This is a genomic window from Methylomagnum sp. (genome assembly GCF_054333355.1).
This window is the reverse complement of the sequence record NZ_JBTEKS010000002.1, coordinates 35732-53148: the sequence shown is the minus strand read 5'-3', so window position 1 is coordinate 53148 and position 17417 is coordinate 35732. Positions and strand designations below refer to the sequence as shown.

Here is a 17417-nt window from a genome sequence, read left to right as displayed (position 1 = left end):
GGCGGCTCCTGGAGAAGATCCCCCTCGCGGGCATCGCGCGGGTGGTGGGCGTCTCCGAGTCCTGGCTCCAGGGCCACGTCAACCAGAAACTGCGGAGCCAGCCGAGGCGGGTCAAGGCCGCCGCCAAGACCAACCCCCGGTTGACCATCGAATGCGACGAGGCCTGGTGGTTCGTGGGGAGCCACGGCAACAAGCGGTGGATCTGGCTGGCCCTGGACAGGGAAACCCACGAGGTCGTCGGCGTCCACGTGGGGGACCGGAGCGCGGCGGGCGCGCAGGCCCTGTGGGACTCCCTGCCCGGGGCCTACCAGCGGAGCGCGGTCTGCCACACCGACTTCTGGGAGGCCTGCCGGGCCATCTTCCCCGAGGCCCGGCACCGGCCATCCGGAAAGGACAGCGGCCAAACCAGCCACATCGAACGCTTCAACGACACATTGCGTCAGCGCGTGGCCCGCGTGGCCCGGCAAACCCTCTCCTTCTCGAAAAGCCTGGAAAACCATATCGGCGCGATCTGGTATTTCATCCATCACTAGAACGCCCAACTCCGGGAGGGGTTGGCCTAATATGGGTATTTAAAATCACTCAACATATAGGACTACCAAACGCTCTAAATCGCCTGTAGCTTGTCCTTCGCGTAGGCCAGCATCAATTGCTTGATGCCTAGCTTGGCGAAATTTATTTCGATCTGCTCATTGCCTGCATCCCCCTTAACTCGAAGCACCACGCCCTCGCCGAAGCTGGTGTGGCGCACCCGCTGACCCAGCCGGAACCCCGTGTTATTGCTAGATAAACTCGTCGTCCGCGACGTGGCGGCGGGTGCCATGGGCCGACTGGCCGTGCCCCGCATACGTACCTCTTGTAAATGTTCCGGCGGAATCTCCCGCAGGAAGCGGGACGGGCGGGGATAGGTCTCCTTGCCGTACAGGCGACGGGTTTCCGCGTAGGTGAGATGTAGCTTCTTCCGCGCCCGGGTGATGCCCACATAGCAAAGCCGCCGTTCTTCTTCCAGCCGCTCCGCGTTTTCCAGGGATTGCATACTGGGGAACAGCCCCTCTTCCAAGCCCACCACGAACACCAGTTCGAATTCCAAGCCCTTGGCGGCGTGCAGGGTCATGAGTTGTGCGCGGTCTTCGGACCCGTCGCCCTGCTGGTTATCGCCGGACTCCAGCGCGGCATGGGCCAGGAATTGATCGAGCTTGGGCAGGTCGGCGTCAATGCTCGGCTCAAGCTCGAACTGGCGGGCGGCGTTGGCGAGTTCGTCCAGGTTTTCAAGCCGCTGCTCGGCCTGCTCGCCTTTTTCTTTTTTGTAATGCTCGCGCAGGCCGGAATGATTGACCGCCCGCGTCACCTGCTCCGACAGGGCCAGCCCGGCGGCGTCTTCGGCCAGCTTCTCAATAAGCTGCAAGAACGCCGCGAGGGGATTGCGCGCCCGCGCAGGCAGGGCGGCGTCCCGGCACAGCATGTCCGCCGCCGTCCACAGCGAGAGGGCTTCGGCGCGGGCCAACTCGCGGATCAAATCCAGGGTCCGGGCGCCGATGCCCCGGGTCGGGGTGTTGACCACCCGCTCGAAGGACGGGTCATCGTGGCGGTTGGAAATCAGCCTTAAATAAGCCAAGGCGTCCTTGATCTCGGCCCGCTCGAAGAACCGCAGCCCGCCGTAAACCCGATAAGGAATGCCCATGGCGACGAGCTTTTCTTCGAACTGCCGGGACTGGGCGTTGGAGCGGTACAGAATGGCGGCTTCGCGGCGGAGGTTGCCCTCCTGGCTCCATTGCTTGATCCGTTCCACCACAAAGTAGGCCTCTTCCTGCTCATTGAATGCGGTGTACAGGGAGATCGGTTCGCCTTGGCCGCCCTCGGTCCACAGGGTTTTGCCCAGCCTGCCTTCGTTACAGGCAATCAGCGCGTTGGCGGCATTCAGGATATTGCCGGTGGAGCGGTAGTTCTGCTCCAGGCGAATCAGGCGATGCTCGGGGTAATCCTTCTGGAACTTGTGAAGGTTCTCCACCTGGGCGCCCCGCCAGCTATAGATGGACTGGTCGTCGTCGCCCACCGCGAACAGGTTTTGCCGCTTCTCGGTCAGCAGCCGCAGCCAGGCGTATTGGATGCGGTTGGTGTCCTGGAATTCGTCCACTAATACATGGTGGAAGCGACGTTGATAGTGCTCCAGCAACTCGGGCGTGTCCCGCAGCAGTTCGTGGACGCGCAGGAGCAGTTCGGCGAAGTCCACCAGTCCCGAGCGGGCGCACATTTCCTCGTAGGCGAGATAAATCCGTAGCATTTGCTTATCGAACGGATCCTTGGGCTGGGGCAAGTGGCGGGCGCGGCGCCCTTCTTCCTTGTGGGCGTTGATGTACCACATCGCCTGTTTCGGCGGCCAGCGGGCCTCGTCCAGTTCCAGGGCTTTCAGCAGGCGCCGGATTAGCCGGTGTTGATCATCCGAGTCGAGGATTTGGAAGGCGTCCGGCAGGCCCGCCTCTTTGGCGTGGCGGCGCAGCAGCCGGTGGGCCAGTCCGTGGAAGGTGCCCACCCACAGGTTTTGGGCGGGGATGTTGAGCAGTTCCTCGATGCGGCCGCGCATTTCGTGGGCCGCTTTATTGGTGAAGGTGACCGCCAGGATGCCGTGGGGCGAAACGCCTTCCACTTGGAGCAGCCAGGCGATGCGGTGAACCAGCACCCGCGTCTTGCCGCTGCCGGCGCCGGCCAGAACAAGCAAGGCGGGGGAGGGGGAAGAGACGGCCTCGCGTTGGGCCGGATTCAAGGGGTCGATGATTGCGGTGATGTCCATCCCGCTATTTTACTTGTTTTCCGCGTCCGGCTTGCGCGAACGGGATGAAGCAAGCAAAATCGCGGGCTTTACAAACGAGGAGGTTAGCCATGAGTTTCGATTACAAGCGTATGCTCAAGCCCGAACTTAACGTGGGTTTGAAGGACCAGAAGACCCGCTACATCGCGGGCATTGGCTTGTTGCTGGTGTCGGTGTTCCTCGCCAACATCCCGGCGGCCATCCTGGGCGGCATCCTGGTCGGCAGCGCCAAAATGCGCTGGTGCCCGGCCTATTCCGGCCTGGGCAAAAGCACCGTGCAGCCGGGCGAGGAGCCGGTCAAGGACGGGTGCTGTGGCGGTCATGACCATCATTGATGGTTGTCGCCCCCGACCCGTCGAACGCGGATGCCAGCCTCCGCCCGGATTATTCGGCTGGATTTGCCTTTAGGATCAATCTCAACGGGAGCGCCCCGGATTCCAAGAACCAAAACGAGCGCTCCCGTCCTCCTGTCTAGATAGCCCGCCCCTTCAGTTTTCCACCGCGTTCTCCTTCTCAGCTTCCGAGTTGGCGATAAGCCAGCGATAATGCTTGGGAAAACCTTTTTCGGCACCGTTCTATTTCAGTTTCACAACCCAATTTCGGGGCGAATGGGATGAATGCTCGTCCATCCCATATTAGCCCTTCCTCTGATTTGGGTGGCCCCCGCTGATTGAAAGCCGGGCCGCACCAATGTAGGGCATCCGGTGCCTTGCCCCCTCGTCTGAAACCCGCCTTACCCGGTTCTTGTCGCCAAGCATTTGCCACCGTTTGAAGCGTCCAAAATTGTCCATCATTTTTGTTAGATGCATGATTTTAAAGCCATAATTCCTTGGGGGCGTAGGCTTTTTGGTATCAAAATCGTAATAGTCTTGTCACGGTTGAAATGTTATCGAAATCGACTTGACTTGCCCGCTGTTGATTTCTATAGTCCCACCCTAAGTGGTATTTTGTGGAAAAAAATGGATAATCTTGGGGCTTAGGGGCGTACTTGTTTCGTGGCGTCAGTTCCATCAATTTGGATGAAAAAGGTCGTCTGGCCATGCCTACCCGGTATCGGTCGGAGTTGGCCGAATGCTGCGAAGGCCAAATGGTAGTAACGGTTGGTCTCGATAAGTGCCTATTGCTATATCCCCTGCCCGAATTTGAAGAAATCGAGCGCAAACTCGTCAAGCTCCCCGCGTTGAATAAAAAAGCGAAGCGTCTACAGCGATTGCTGATTGGACACGCGGCGGAGTGCGAACTGGACGGACAGGGCCGATTTTTGATTCCAGAACCATTGCGTAAATTCGCCAATTTGGAAAAACGAGTGGCGCTGATCGGCCAAGGCAACAAATTTGAAATCTGGGACGAGGAGTTCTGGAATCGCAGCCGCGACGAGTGGATCGAGGCGGAGCGTTCGGACGAAGACGAGGAACTGCCGCCTGAGCTGGGTTCGTTGTCCTTGTGAGTGCTATCGCATCCTTGCATCGTCCGGTTTTGCTGCGGGAAGCCTTGGACGGATTGGCGATTCAGCCCGACGGTCACATCGTGGACTGCACTTTTGGCCGAGGCGGCCACAGCCGTGCGATTTTGGAGCGCCTGGGCGATCAAGGCCGCTTGCTGGCGCTGGACAAAGACCCGGATGCGGTCAAGTCGGGCGCGGCGGAAGAATTATCCACTGACTCAAGACTGACGCTCCGTCATGGCAGCTTCGCCCGGCTGGAGGAATTCGTCGAGCAGCTAGGCTGGACCGGCCGGGTGTCGGGCGTTCTGATGGACTTGGGTGTGTCGTCCCCGCAGCTTGATGAGGCTGGACGCGGGTTCAGCTTCACCCGGAGCGGGCCGCTCGATATGCGCATGGATACGAGTCAAGGTTTGACCGCCGCCGAGTGGCTGGCCGGAGTCTCTGAAAATGATTTGGCGCGGGTGATCGGCGATTTCGGCGAAGAGCGTTTCGCACGGCGCATCGCCCGTGCGATTGTCGCCCACCGTGTGACTAAGCCATTGGAAACCACGGGGGATTTGGCGGGGCTTATCGAGCGGGCCGTTCCGACCCGTGAAAAAGGCAAGCACCCCGCCACCCGAAGTTTTCAGGCGATACGCATTTTCATCAATCACGAGCTTGGCGAACTTGAACAAGGGTTGCGCCAAACTTTAGACGTGTTGTGTCCTGGCGGACGGATGGCCGTGATTTCCTTTCATTCCTTGGAAGATCGGATTGTGAAGCGTTTTATGCGCGACGAGGCGCGTGGGGGTGGCCCGGATGATCTGCGCTGGCCCGCGCCGCCCGCCCGGATGGCGCGGCTTGATCGTCCGGCCAGGGCCGTGATGCCGGGCGAAGGCGAAGTATCGGGAAACCCCCGTGCCCGTAGCGCGGTTTTGCGCGTGGCTGGGCGATTGTCGGCATGAGAACCCTGCTGTTGTTGATCGCTGTCGCCGTGGCTTCGGCCTTGGGTGTGGTTTATACAAAGTACCGCTCGCGCATGTTGTTCGCGGAGGTGCAGCGGCTTGAGCAATCCCTCGACGAATACGACGAGGAGTTGGGTCAGTTGCAGTTGGAACAGAATACCTGGGCGGAGCATAGCCGTATTGAACGGTTGGCCCGCGCCCAACTGGGGATGGTCCTGCCGCCCCGCGAATCGACCATTTACATCAAACCCTAAAAACCGAGCGCCCATTATGCGGATCATCCACCCTAGATTGGCGGAAACCGAGGATTTCAGTGGCCGCTGGCGTGTCCTGCTGGTGTTGCTGCTGGTCTCGCTGACCGCGTTAATTGGACGCGCCGTTTACCTGCAAGTTCTGCATAAGCAATTCCTTCAGCACCAAGGCGATTTGCGCCATGTCGGCATCCTGCCCGTGCCCGCTCATCGTGGTCGCATCCTTGATCGTAACGGCGAGTTGCTCGCCGTCAGCACTCCGGTCAAGTCGATCTGGGTGAATCCCAAAGAATTCCTGAAAGCTGAGGCCGAGGTGACGCCCGACAAGCTCAAGGCGCTGGCTGATCTCGTTGGGTTGCCGGTGAGGGAAGTCGGTAAACGCATTGGCACAACGGAAGACGCCCGCAGCTTCGCTTATTTAAAGCGGCGAATGAGTCCCGAATTGGCCGATCAAGTTACCGGCCTGGGCTTGCCGGGAATTTATGCGGAGCGGGAATACCGCCGCTTTTACCCGACTGGCGAAGTGACCGCCCACATGCTTGGCTTCACCGACATTGAGGACCAAGGCCAGGAAGGTATGGAGCTGGCCTTCAACGATTCACTGAAAGGCGCAGAGGGTGCCAAGCGCATCGTCCGCGATGGCAAGCGGCGGATTATTGAGGGCACGGAGGACATCCGTCTGCCGGTGCCGGGCAAGGATTTGGTGCTGAGCATCGACGAGCGGCTGCAATACCTGGCCTACCGGGAGTTGAAGAAGGCCGTCATGCAGCACCAGGCCAAATCAGGCTCCTTGGTGTTGCTGGATACCCAGACTGGCGAAGTGCTGGCGATGGTCAACCAGCCCTCCTACAACCCCAATAGCCGGGGCAAGCTGAAAGGCGGCGTCTCCCGCAACCGGGCCATCACCGATTTGTACGAGCCCGGCTCGACCATGAAGCCCTTCGCCGTGGCCTGCGCACTGGAACTGGGTTTGACCCATCCGAACGCCGTGTTCAACACGGGCGGGCAAATGCATGTGGGCCGCAACATCGTCAAGGATGTGCATAGCTACGGCGCGCTCAGCGTGACCGGCATCCTGCAAAAGTCCAGCAACGTGGGCGTCACCCAGATTGCCTTGAAAGTCCCGCCGAAAAAATTCTGGGCCTTCTACAACAACCTGGGCTTCGGCCAGCCCTTGGATACCGGCTTCCCCGGCGAGGCCACGGGCCGTTTGTCCGATTACCAAGGCTGGAATGCCTTCGAGCAGGCCACCCTGTCCTTCGGCTATGGCGTGGCGACATCCACGCTGCAACTGGGCCGCGCTTACACCTCCATCGCCAACGATGGCGTGCTGCCCATGGTGAGCCTCTTGAAGCGCACCGAGCCACCGGAAACCCACCGCATCATGTCGGTCAGGACCGCCAGCACCGTGCGGACCATGCTGGAAACGGTGGTGACGAAAGAAGGCACCGCCATCAAGGCCGCAGTGCCGGGCTACCGGGTGGCGGGCAAAACCGGCACGGTCAAGAAAAGCGGTGCCCACGGCTACACCAGTTCCTTATATATGTCCGTCTTCACCGGCATGGCGCCCGCCAGCAAGCCGCGCTTGGCGATGGTGGTGATGATCGACGAGCCATCGGCGGGCGAATACTACGGCGGCGTGGTGGCGGGTCCGGTGTTCTCGGCGGTGATGGAAGGTGCCCTGCGGATGCTGAACGTCCCGCCGGACGAGCCGGTGGCCCCCATGATGGCCGGTCGGCAGGATGACCCGGCATGACTCACGCCGAATGCCAACCCGCCCGCCTCGGCCTAGCGCCGTTGCTGGCGGGGTTCGCCAATGGGCCTTTTCCCGCGCTGGACATCAGCGGGCTGGTCCACGATAGCCGCCGGGTTCGACCGGGCGACTTGTTCGTGGCGCTGGCCGGTCATCACGTCCACGGCCTAAGCCACGCCGCGCAAGCTATCCAACAGGGTGCCGCCGCCATCATCTATGATCCAGCGGGCGGCGGGAACGGCTTGGCGCAAGGCGTTGCGTCGATGATAACCCTTATCCCGATTGAATCGTTAAGCCACACACTCGGCTTCATTGCCGACCGCTTTTACGGCGAACCCTCGCAATCCCTCACCGCCATCGGCATCACCGGCACCAACGGCAAGACCTCGTGCAGCCACTTCTTGGCGCAAGCCCTGACAGGGGAAGAAGTGGTCAGTCAAGAGGATTTTTCTTCTAACCACTCGCCACTCACCACTCGCTACTTTTCCGCCGCCGTGGTGGGCACGCTCGGCTGGGGCAAGCCCGGCGAATTGCGACCGACCACCCACACCACGCCGGACGCTATCGAAATTCACGATCTCCTATTCCAGCTTCGCCACGAAGGCTTCCGGTGCGTGGCGATGGAAGCTTCCTCGCACGGCTTGGCGCAGGGGCGCTTGAATGGCGTCCGATTCAAGGGTGCCTTGTTCACCAATTTCAGCCGCGACCATCTGGACTATCACCAGACCATGGCAGCCTATCTGGAAGCCAAGCTTAAACTGCTGGAGTGGCCCGGCCTGGAATTCGTGGTTTTCAATGCCGACGATCCGATTGCCGGTCCCGTCATGGCGCGGATGCCCGCCGGGGTGCGGAGCATTGGGTTTGGAAAAGCGGCGAGCGATAAATGCCCGCTTGCTAACCACTCGCCACTCGCCACTGGCCACTTTCTTCAAACCCTGGAAGGCGTTTCCTTCCAAGCCCATTTTGAAGGCCAGTCCGCCACGGTGTTCGCGCCTGTATTCGGGGACTTCAACGTGGAGAACCTGACGGCCACGCTTTCCGTATTGCTCGCCATGGGGCACGGACTCGACGAAGCCGCTGCCCTGCTGCGCAAGGTGCGGGCCGTGCCGGGGCGCATGGAGAGCTTCACCGCCGCTGGACGCGCTGTCGTGGTGGATTACGCTCACACGCCCGACGCCCTCTCCAGCGTGCTGACGACCCTGCGGCGGCATTGTTCAGGCCGGTTGTGGGCGGTGTTCGGCTGTGGCGGAGACCGGGACCGGGGCAAGCGCCCGGAAATGGGTGCCATCGCCGCCGCGCTCGCCGACGCGGTGGTGCTGACCGACGACAATCCCCGTTCCGAGGATGGCGACGCCATCATCAAAGACATCCGCGCCGGTTGCCAACGGGGCGACCTCGCCATCATCCGCGACCGCCGCGACGCCATCGCCTTCGCGCTGGAGCGGGCCGCGCCCGATGATTTGGTGCTGGTGGCGGGCAAGGGGCACGAATCCACCCAAGAAATCCAAGGCCAGAAATATCCGTTCAGCGACCGCGCCGTGGTGCGGGAAATCTTGGCGCAATTGGGGGCAGCTTTATGATGCGTTTATCCGAACTAGCCGCCATCGCTCAGGGCGAATTGAGGGGCGACGATGTTGCATTCGCCTCGGCGGGCATCGACACCCGAACCCTGAAGCTTGGCGATCTTTACGTAGCCATCCGGGGTGCCCGTTTTGATGGCAACGACTTTATGAATCAGGCGGCGGAGGCGGGGGCCATCGCGGCGCTGGTCGAACGCTACGCTGACGATTGCCCTTTACCGCAACTGCGGGTACGGGATGGCCGAATCGCTTTGGGCCAACTGGGTGCCGCTTGGCGTCAGCGCTGGGGCGGGCGTGTGGTCGGCATCACCGGCAGCAACGGCAAAACCACTGTCAAGGAAATGGTGGCGGCGGTGTTGGATGTCGCCGCGCCAGTGCTGAAAACCCAGGGCAATTTGAACAACGATTACGGGGTGCCGCTGACTCTTCTGCGGCTGGCTCCCGAGCATCAATTTGGCGTTATTGAAATGGGCGCCAATCATCACGGCGAGATTGCTTATGTCGGCGCGTTGGCCGCGCCGGATGTGGCGATTATTGCCAACGCCGGGGCGGCGCATCTGGAGGGCTTCGGCTCGCTGGAAGGCGTCGCCATAGGCAAGGGCGAGTTGATCGGCACCCTGTCCGAAAGCGGTGTCGCCGTCCTCAATGCCGACGACCGCTTTTTCGATTACTGGCTTGGCTTGGTGGGTGGCCGCACCGTGATGAGCTTCGGCTTTTCCGAGGCGGCGGTGGTCCGCGCCGATCCTGATTCCGTCGCGATGAGGCTCGGCGCGGCGGGCTTCCAAACTTCATTCGACCTTATCTATCAGGGGGAGAGATTTCCTATGGCTTTGGCGTTAGCCGGCCGTCACAACGTGACAAACGCATTGGCCGCCGCTGGCGCGGCCTTGGCTTTGGGTCTCGACCCGGCGCAAATCCGGGCGGGACTCTCTCAGCTTGCGCCAGTGCCCGGTCGCTTGGAGCCAGTGCCGGGGCGGGGCGGCTCGATATTGATTAACGATGCCTACAACGCCAACCCATCCTCATTCGGCGCGGCGCTGGGTGTTTTGGCCGATATGCCCGGCCAACACTGGGTGGCTTTGGGCGCGTTCGGGGAGTTGGGCGAAAACAGCCCGGAGTTGCACGCGGAGATTGGCCAACAAGCCAAATCCATGGGCGTCGGGCGTCTGTTCGCCGTGGGTCCGAACGCCGACAAGGCGGCGGAAGCCTTCGGCGTGGGCGCGGTGTATTGCCAAAACCATGAAGAATTAATTGAGCGTATGGAGTCCGGTTTGACTGACGGCGTGACGGTATTGGTCAAGGGTTCCCGTAGCCAGAAAATGGAGCGGGTCGTGGAAGCGCTGCGGGAGCGGGGGGCGTCATGCTCCTAGCGTTAGCCGATTTACTGGAAAGCTATTTCGACGCTTTCCGCGTTTTCCACTACCTCACTTTTCGCGGCATTCTGGGCGTGCTGACCGCCCTGGCGATTTCGTTCCTGGTTGGCCCGGCGATGATCCGCCAACTCAGCAAATACAAGATCGGCCAGAGCGTCCGCGACGACGGGCCGCAAAGCCATTTTTCCAAGGCGGGCACGCCGACCATGGGCGGTGCCTTGATCCTGGTGTCCATCGCCATCAGCACCTTGTTGTGGGCCGACCTCAGCAACCGCTATGTGTGGGTGACGCTGCTGGTGACGCTGGCTTTTGGCGTCATCGGCTTCATCGACGATTACAAGAAGCTGGTTTTACGCAATAGCAAGGGGCTGGCGGCCCGGCACAAATATCTGTGGCAGTCGATCTTCGGCGCGGCGGCGGCGATTTTTCTCTACAGCACGGCTTCGGTGCCCGCCGAGACCCAGTTCATCGTGCCGTTCTTCAAGCAGATCGTGTGGGACATGGGCTGGATGTATCCGGTCCTGACCTATTTCGTGATCGTCGGCACCAGCAATGCCGTCAATCTGACCGATGGCTTGGACGGTCTCGCCATCATGCCCACCGTGCTGGTGGGCAGCGCCTTGGCGATTTTCGCCTACGCCTCGGGCAACGCGGTATTCGCTGAATATTTAGGCATTCCGCATCTCCCTAAGGCCGGTGAATTGGTGGTGTTCTGCGGCGCGCTGTTGGGCGCGGGGCTGGGATTCCTGTGGTTCAACGCTTATCCCGCCATGGTGTTCATGGGCGATGTGGGGGCGTTGGCGCTGGGCGCGGGGCTGGGTGTGCTGGCCGTGCTGGTGCGTCAGGAGGTCGTGCTGATGATTATGGGCGGGGTGTTCGTGATGGAAACCCTGTCGGTGATGCTGCAAGTGCTGTCCTTCAAGCTCACCGGACGCCGCATCTTCCGCATGGCCCCGATTCATCATCATTTTGAATTGAAAGGCTGGCCGGAGCCGCGTGTCATCGTCCGGTTCTGGATCATCACCGTCATCCTGGTTTTGTTCGGGCTCGCCACCTTGAAGCTGAGGTGATTCCATGTCGCTAGCCGATCAAAAAGCTTCCTCCACTGTTGCCAATCCCTTGGAAAGATTGGGCTTGGATCGAAAGACCTCCCGTGTCTTGGTCGTGGGGCTGGGCAAGACGGGCTATTCCATCGCCCGCTTCCTGGCGGCGCGGGGCATCCCCTTCGCGGTGGCCGACAGCCGCGAGAAGCCGCCCAATCTCGCCGAGTTGCGCGAAACCCTGCCCGACGCGGGCGTGTTCCTGGGCGGGTTCCGGGGCGAGGCGTTCAGCGCCGCCACCCATTTGATCGTGAGTCCGGGCGTCGCGCTGGATGTGCCGGAAATCGCAACGGCGGTGCTAAGGGGCGTGCGGGCGCTGGGCGATTTGGACTTGTTCGCCTGCGTGGCGAAGGCGCCCATCGTGGCGATTACCGGGGCCAACGGCAAAAGCACCGTGACCACGCTGCTGGGCTTGATGGCCGAAGCGGATGGCAAGAAGGTGAAGGTCGGCGGCAATCTCGGCACGCCCATGCTGGACCTGTTGGACGGCGAAGCCGGGTTGTACGTGCTGGAGTTGTCCAGTTTTCAGTTGGAGCGCTCCGACCTGTTGGAACCGGCGGCGGCGACCGTGTTGAACATCAGCCCCGACCACATGGACCGCTACCCGGATATTCAAGCTTATGCCGATGCCAAGGCGCGGATTTTTAAAGGTGATGGCGTCCGGGTGCTGAACCTTGACGATCCCATGGTGGCGGCGATGGCCGATGCCGGGCGGTGCGTGTGGTTCGGGGTGGAAGGGCAAGTGGCGAGCGAGGAAAATTCTTCTGCTAACCACTATTCCCTAAGCCGTATCGACGGCGAAGAATGGCTGATCCGCCGGGGCGAGCCACTGCTGAAATCCAGCGAAGTCCGCATCCAAGGTCGCCACAACATCGCCAACGCGCTGGCGGCGGTGGCCTTGGGCGATGCCGTGGGTTTGTCGACGGAGTCCATGGTCGCCACGCTCAAGAAATTTCCTGGACTCGATCACCGGATGCAATGGGTCGTCGAGTTCGACGGCGTGGCTTGGATTAACGATTCCAAAGCCACCAATGTGGGCGCCTGCATGGCCGCATTGGCCGGGCTGGACCGCCCGGCGGTATTGATCGCCGGAGGCGATGGCAAAGGTGCCGATTTCAATCTGCTGCGGCCCGTGGTGGCGGAGAAGGTCCGCGCCGCCGTGTTGATGGGGAAGGATGCGCCGCTGTTGGAAGACGCCCTGCGGGATGTGATTCCCTTGGTGCGGGTCGAGACCATGAAGCAGGCGGTCCAAGCCGCTCGCATGCTGGCCCAGCCGGGCGATGCCGTGTTGTTGGCACCCGCGTGCGCGAGCCTGGACCAGTACAAGGATTATCAGGAACGGGGTCGAATGTTCGCCGATGCGGCGCGGGGTTTGAAACCATGAAGACACGAGTGGCGACGGGTCGCGGCAAAGGCTTGGTGCTGCAATACCGGGATAGCCGGTTCTATCTGGACACCGGGTTGCTTTTGGCGAGTCTGGGCTTGCTGCTGTTGGGGTATGTGATGGTGGCGTCGGCGTCCCTGCATTTGGGGGACAAGATGGCCGAGGACAGCTTCTACTTTCCTAAGCATCAGCTTATCCACATCGGCATGGGGATAATCGCGGGCATCGCGGCGGCGTCGGTGCGGCTGGAAACCTGGCGCAAGCACTCGATGACGTTGTACTTCTTTGGCTTGGCCTTGCTGGTGCTGGTGCCCGGCGTCGGCAAGATGGTCAACGGCAGTGTCCGCTGGATCAGTCTATTTGGCGTGCGCATCCAGGTGTCGGAAGTCTTCAAGCTGATTGCCGTGATTTACATGGCGAGCTTTATCGACCGTCAGGTTCGCCTCGTGCGGGATTCGGTCCAGGGCATGATCCGGCCTTTCACGCTGCTGGCGGTGGCGGCGCTCCTGCTGTTGAAGGAGCCTGACTTCGGCGCGACCGCCGTCGTCATGGCGACGGCCATGGGCATGTTGTTTCTGGCGGGGGCGCGGCTGTGGCAGTTCGGTTTGCTGATTGGCGCGGTGGCGGGCGCCGCCGTGGTGCTGATTATGACCGCCGAATACCGGCTGCGGCGGGTGCTGAGCTTTCTGGATCCGTGGGACGACCCACTTAACAGCGATTTCCAATTATCCCAGGCGCTCATCGCTTTTGGGCGTGGTGAATGGAGCGGAGTGGGGCTGGGATCGAGCATCCAGAAAATGTTTTACCTGCCGGAAGCTCACACCGACTTCCTGTTTTCGGTCATCGGCGAGGAACTGGGCCTGCTGGGCGCGGCCACGGTGATCTTGCTGTTTATGGTGATCGTGTGGCGGGCCTTCGTGATCGGGCAGTTGGCCGAGCGGGCGGGCACCCGGTTCTCCGCGTTCCTGGCCTATGGCATCGGTATATGGTTCGGACTGCAAGCCTTCATCAACATGGGCGTGAACATGGGCATGTTGCCTACCAAAGGGCTGACCCTGCCGCTTATGAGCTATGGCGGTGGCAGCATGATGGTGATGTGTTCGACTTTGGCGATCCTGTTCCGGGTGCGTAGCGAGGCCATCGAGACCGTGGCGTCCGCGCCCAAGGTGAAGGCGACATGGGCACGCGCATATTGATCCTGGCCGGTGGCACCGGCGGGCATGTCTATCCGGCCTTGGCGGTGGCCCGCGAATTGTTGGCGGACGGCCACGACGTCGTCTGGATGGGCACCCGCGCTGGACTTGAAGCGCGGGTCGTGCCGACGGCGGGCATTCCGGTGGAGTGGCTGTCCGTCTCCGGTCTGCGCGGCAAAGGTTGGCGCAACAAGCTGACCGCGCCTTTCATGCTGGGGCGGGCCTGCCTGCAATCGCTGGGGATTTTGCGGCGCGTTCGGCCCGATGTCGTGCTGGGCATGGGCGGTTTCGTATCCGGGCCGGGCGGCTTGATGGCCCGCTTGCTGGGCATCCCGCTGGTGCTGCACGAGCAGAACCGCATTCCCGGCACGACCAACCGCCTGCTGGCCCGTTGGGCGAGCGTGGTGTTGGAAGCGTTCCCGAATAGCTTTCCGGCCAAGATCGGGGCGCGCTGCACCGGGAATCCGCTACGCCGGGAAATCGCCGCCTTGCATGAGAAAGTGGCGAGGGGCGAGGGGCGAGGGGCGAGTAATACCGACTCGTTCATCCCCTCTTCTCTAACCACTAACCACTCGCCACTAACCACTCGCCTTCTAATCGTGGGTGGAAGCTTGGGTGCCAAGGCGTTGAACGAAGCCATGCCGTCCGCCCTCGCCGCTGTCCGCTTGCCCCTGAAAATCCGTCATCAAACCGGCGCGGCCATGCGGGATGACACCGCCGCTTGCTATGAGGCGGCAGGGATCGAGGCCCGCGTCGATGCCTTCGTCGAGGACATGGCCGAGGCTTACGCTTGGGCCGATCTGGCCGTGTGCCGGGCGGGCGCGATGACCGTCAGTGAGTTATCCGCCGCCGGGTTGCCAGCCATTCTGATTCCGTTTCCCTACGCCATTGACGATCACCAAACCCACAACGCCCGCTATCTGGCCGACGCCGCTGCGGCGGTGTTGTTGCCCCAAACCGAATTGACCCCTGAACGCTTGGTGGCGGAAATCAAGGCTTTGCTTGAACAACCCGAACGCCTGCAAATCATGGCGAAGCGTGCGGCTAGTCTCGCCAAACCGGAAGCCGCCCGCGCCGTGGCTGATATTTGCTTGCAAACAGCACTAACCACTCACCACTAATCACTCGCCACTCCATGAAGCTGACCGATCAAATAGCCGGGCAACACGGCATGAACCGCATCCGCCGCATCCATTTTGTTGGGGTAGGCGGCACTGGCATGAGCGGTATCGCCGAGGTGCTGCTGAACCTGGGCTATCAAGTGTCCGGCTCTGACTTGGGCGACAACGCCAGCACCCGCCGACTAGCCGAACTGGGGGCGCAGGTGTTCCAGGGGCACGCGGCGGAACACGTCGCCGACGCCGAAGTCGTGGTGGTGTCGAGCGCCATCAACCGCGATAACGTCGAGGTGGATTTAGCCTGTCGCCAGAAAATCCCGGTGATTTCCCGAGCGGAAATGCTGGCCGAGTTGATGCGGTTCCGCTATGGCATCGCGGTGGCGGGCACCCACGGCAAGACCACCACCACCAGCCTGGCTGCCAGCGTGCTGGCTGAAGCTGGGCTGGACCCGACTTTCGTGATTGGTGGCCGTCTCAACAGCGTGGGCACCAACGCGCAGTTGGGCAAGGGTTCTTATCTGGTGGCGGAGGCGGACGAGAGCGACGCCTCGTTCCTGTATCTCCAGCCCATGATCGCGGTCGTCACCAATATCGACCGGGACCACATGGAAACCTACGGCGGCGATTTTGGCCGCTTGAAGAAAACCTTCGTCGAGTTCTTGCACCATGTGCCGTTCTACGGGCTGGCCGTGCTGTGCGTGGATGATCCGGGCGTGCGGGAAGTCCTGCCCCTGATTAGCAAACCCATGAAGACTTACGGCCTGAGTCCCGAGGCGGATATTCGCGCCGTGGACATCCGTCAGGATGGGATGCGCAGCCATTACACCGTGCTGCGGGCGGGCAATGACCACCCCTTGGAAATAACGCTGAACCTGCCAGGTCGGCACAACATCCTGAACTCCTTGTCGGTCATCGCGGTGGCGGGCGAATTGGGCATAGACGATGCGACCATTCAAACCGCCCTGCTGCATTTCAAGGGCATCGGGCGGCGCTTCCAGGTCAACGGCGAAATCCCGCTGGGCGACGGTGTCGTCACCTTCGTGGATGATTACGGCCATCACCCCCGCGAAATCGCCGCGACCTTGGATTCAGCCCGCCAAGCCTATCCCGACCGGCGGCTGGTCATGGTGTTCCAGCCCCATCGCTATACCCGCACCCGCGATTTGTTCGAGGACTTCGTGCAGGTGCTATCGAAGACCGACGTGCTGGTGCTGCTGGATGTTTACCCGGCGGGCGAAAAGCCAATCATCGGCGCGGATGGCCGCTCCCTGTCCCGTGCCATCCGGGTGCGGGGCCAGATCGACCCGGTGTTCGTGGAGAAAGTCAGCGAGTTGGGCGACCTTCTGCCCGGCATCGTCGAACCCGGCGATGTGGTGTTGACCTTGGGGGCTGGCAATGTTGGCCAGGTGGCGCTGGAATTGCCGCAACGCTTTGCCGCGCTGGCGGGCGGAGCGGCTGAATGAACGCCATTCGCAAGGATATGCCTGAATTGACGCAGCCCTGGCGGGGTGAACTGCGGCTGGATGAACCCTTGTCCGCGCACACCTCGTGGCGGGTCGGCGGTCCAGCGGAGCGCTTTTATGTGCCGACGGATCGGGACGATTTGGTGACATTCTTACAAACCCTGCCCGCCACCGAGCCGCTGTTTTGGCTGGGCCTCGGTAGCAATCTCTTGGTGCGGGATGGCGGCATCCGGGGCACGGTGATTTGCACCCGCAACCGGCTTAAAGCTCTACACCGTATCGGCGGAGCCGACATTTATGCCGAGGCGGGCGTCCCCTGCGCCCTCGTGGCGAAGCTGTGTGTCGAGCAAGGTTTGGCCGGAGCGGAATTCCTGGCCGGTATTCCCGGTACCATGGGCGGTGCCTTGGCCATGAACGCGGGCGCGTTTGGCGGGGAAACCTGGCCCTTGGTCCGGCGGGTCACGACCGTGGATCGGTTCGGCACGGTGCGGGAGCGCGGTCCCGACGATTTCAGCGTGGGCTATCGGACGGTGCGTGGCCCGGAAGGGGAATGGTTCCTGGCTTGCGAGCTGGCGCTTGCGGCGGGTGACGGCGGCGTCGGGCGCGACAAAATCAAATCCTTACTGGCGCGGCGGAGCGAAACCCAGCCCACCAATCAGCCCAGTTGCGGCTCGGTGTTCAGAAACCCGGAAGGCGATTTCGCGGCGCGGCTGATTGAATCCTGTGGGCTGAAAGGCCACGCCATCGGCGGGGCCTGCGTGTCCGAGAAACACGCCAATTTCATCGTCAACACCGGCACGGCGACGGCAGCGGACCTTGAAGCCTTGATCTTTCATGTTCAGGCGGAAGTCAAACGCTTGCGGGGGCGTGAGTTGATCCCGGAAGTGAGAATCGTGGGCCGCAGTCATTAAATTATCCGTGGCGGGTTTGTCTGGGTTTTGCTCAGAGTAAGCGATGTCAAGTTTTTCAACTTTGCCACTAACCACTAATCACTTTCCCGCAAGGAGT

15 protein-coding genes are annotated in these 17417 nt (G+C 61.6%); 14 read left to right on the top strand and 1 reads right to left on the bottom strand.

The window, feature by feature from the left end:
- The coding region (locus ACXWUF_RS00585; RefSeq protein ID WP_458492700.1) for an IS1 family transposase at positions 1-533 on the top strand (533 nt) is incomplete at its 5' end.
- Positions 534-607: 74 nt separating this feature from the next.
- On the opposite strand, the gene uvrD is transcribed toward ACXWUF_RS00585, so the two are convergent.
- Positions 608-2788: a DNA helicase II gene (gene uvrD, locus ACXWUF_RS00580; RefSeq protein ID WP_458492699.1), complete on the bottom strand. Its 2181-nt coding sequence runs from the start codon at positions 2786-2788 to the stop codon at positions 608-610.
- Between the two features lie 89 nt (positions 2789-2877).
- Here uvrD and ACXWUF_RS00575 point away from each other — a divergent pair, with 89 nt between their 5' ends.
- The 13 genes from ACXWUF_RS00575 to murB all read left to right on the top strand — a co-directional run bounded on the left by ACXWUF_RS00575 (position 2878) and on the right by murB (position 17320).
- Positions 2878-3141, top strand: a complete 264-nt coding sequence (locus ACXWUF_RS00575) for a YgaP family membrane protein (protein WP_458492698.1) — start codon at positions 2878-2880, stop codon at positions 3139-3141.
- 653 nt (positions 3142-3794) lie between these two features.
- On the top strand, positions 3795-4253 hold the full coding sequence (gene mraZ, locus ACXWUF_RS00570; RefSeq protein WP_458492697.1) for a division/cell wall cluster transcriptional repressor MraZ: 459 nt from the start codon (positions 3795-3797) through the stop codon (positions 4251-4253).
- On the top strand, positions 4250-5194 hold the full coding sequence (gene rsmH, locus ACXWUF_RS00565; RefSeq protein ID WP_458492696.1) for a 16S rRNA (cytosine(1402)-N(4))-methyltransferase RsmH: 945 nt from the start codon (positions 4250-4252) through the stop codon (positions 5192-5194). The genes mraZ and rsmH overlap by 4 nt, the downstream gene beginning before the upstream one ends.
- Positions 5191-5448 (top strand): cell division protein FtsL, encoded by a 258-nt coding sequence (gene ftsL, locus ACXWUF_RS00560; protein WP_458492695.1) that lies wholly within the window; start codon positions 5191-5193, stop codon positions 5446-5448. The genes rsmH and ftsL overlap by 4 nt, the downstream gene beginning before the upstream one ends.
- Before the next feature lie 16 nt (positions 5449-5464).
- On the top strand, positions 5465-7201 hold the full coding sequence (locus ACXWUF_RS00555; RefSeq protein WP_458492694.1) for a peptidoglycan D,D-transpeptidase FtsI family protein: 1737 nt from the start codon (positions 5465-5467) through the stop codon (positions 7199-7201).
- Positions 7198-8778 (top strand): UDP-N-acetylmuramoyl-L-alanyl-D-glutamate--2,6-diaminopimelate ligase, encoded by a 1581-nt coding sequence (locus ACXWUF_RS00550; protein ID WP_458492693.1) that lies wholly within the window; start codon positions 7198-7200, stop codon positions 8776-8778. The genes ACXWUF_RS00555 and ACXWUF_RS00550 overlap by 4 nt, the downstream gene beginning before the upstream one ends.
- On the top strand, positions 8775-10148 hold the full coding sequence (locus ACXWUF_RS00545) for a UDP-N-acetylmuramoyl-tripeptide--D-alanyl-D-alanine ligase (protein WP_458492692.1): 1374 nt from the start codon (positions 8775-8777) through the stop codon (positions 10146-10148). The genes ACXWUF_RS00550 and ACXWUF_RS00545 overlap by 4 nt, the downstream gene beginning before the upstream one ends.
- Positions 10139-11221, top strand: a complete 1083-nt coding sequence (gene mraY / locus ACXWUF_RS00540) for a phospho-N-acetylmuramoyl-pentapeptide-transferase (RefSeq protein ID WP_458492691.1) — start codon at positions 10139-10141, stop codon at positions 11219-11221. The genes ACXWUF_RS00545 and mraY overlap by 10 nt, the downstream gene beginning before the upstream one ends.
- A gap of 4 nt (positions 11222-11225) precedes the next feature.
- Positions 11226-12635 (top strand): UDP-N-acetylmuramoyl-L-alanine--D-glutamate ligase, encoded by a 1410-nt coding sequence (murD, locus tag ACXWUF_RS00535; protein WP_458492690.1) that lies wholly within the window; start codon positions 11226-11228, stop codon positions 12633-12635.
- The gene (ftsW, locus tag ACXWUF_RS00530; RefSeq protein WP_458492689.1) at positions 12632-13831 is read left to right on the top strand and encodes a putative lipid II flippase FtsW; all 1200 of its coding nucleotides are present in this window, start codon (positions 12632-12634) and stop codon (positions 13829-13831) included. The genes murD and ftsW overlap by 4 nt, the downstream gene beginning before the upstream one ends.
- On the top strand, positions 13813-14949 hold the full coding sequence (gene murG, locus ACXWUF_RS00525) for an undecaprenyldiphospho-muramoylpentapeptide beta-N-acetylglucosaminyltransferase (RefSeq protein ID WP_458492688.1): 1137 nt from the start codon (positions 13813-13815) through the stop codon (positions 14947-14949). The genes ftsW and murG overlap by 19 nt, the downstream gene beginning before the upstream one ends.
- 14 nt (positions 14950-14963) lie before the next feature.
- Complete coding sequence (gene murC, locus ACXWUF_RS00520; RefSeq protein ID WP_458492687.1) at positions 14964-16409, top strand: UDP-N-acetylmuramate--L-alanine ligase; 1446 nt, start codon at positions 14964-14966, stop codon at positions 16407-16409.
- Positions 16406-17320: a UDP-N-acetylmuramate dehydrogenase gene (gene murB / locus ACXWUF_RS00515; RefSeq protein WP_458492686.1), complete on the top strand. Its 915-nt coding sequence runs from the start codon at positions 16406-16408 to the stop codon at positions 17318-17320. Before murC ends, murB begins: the two co-directional genes overlap by 4 nt.
- Positions 17321-17417: the final 97 nt, after the last annotated feature.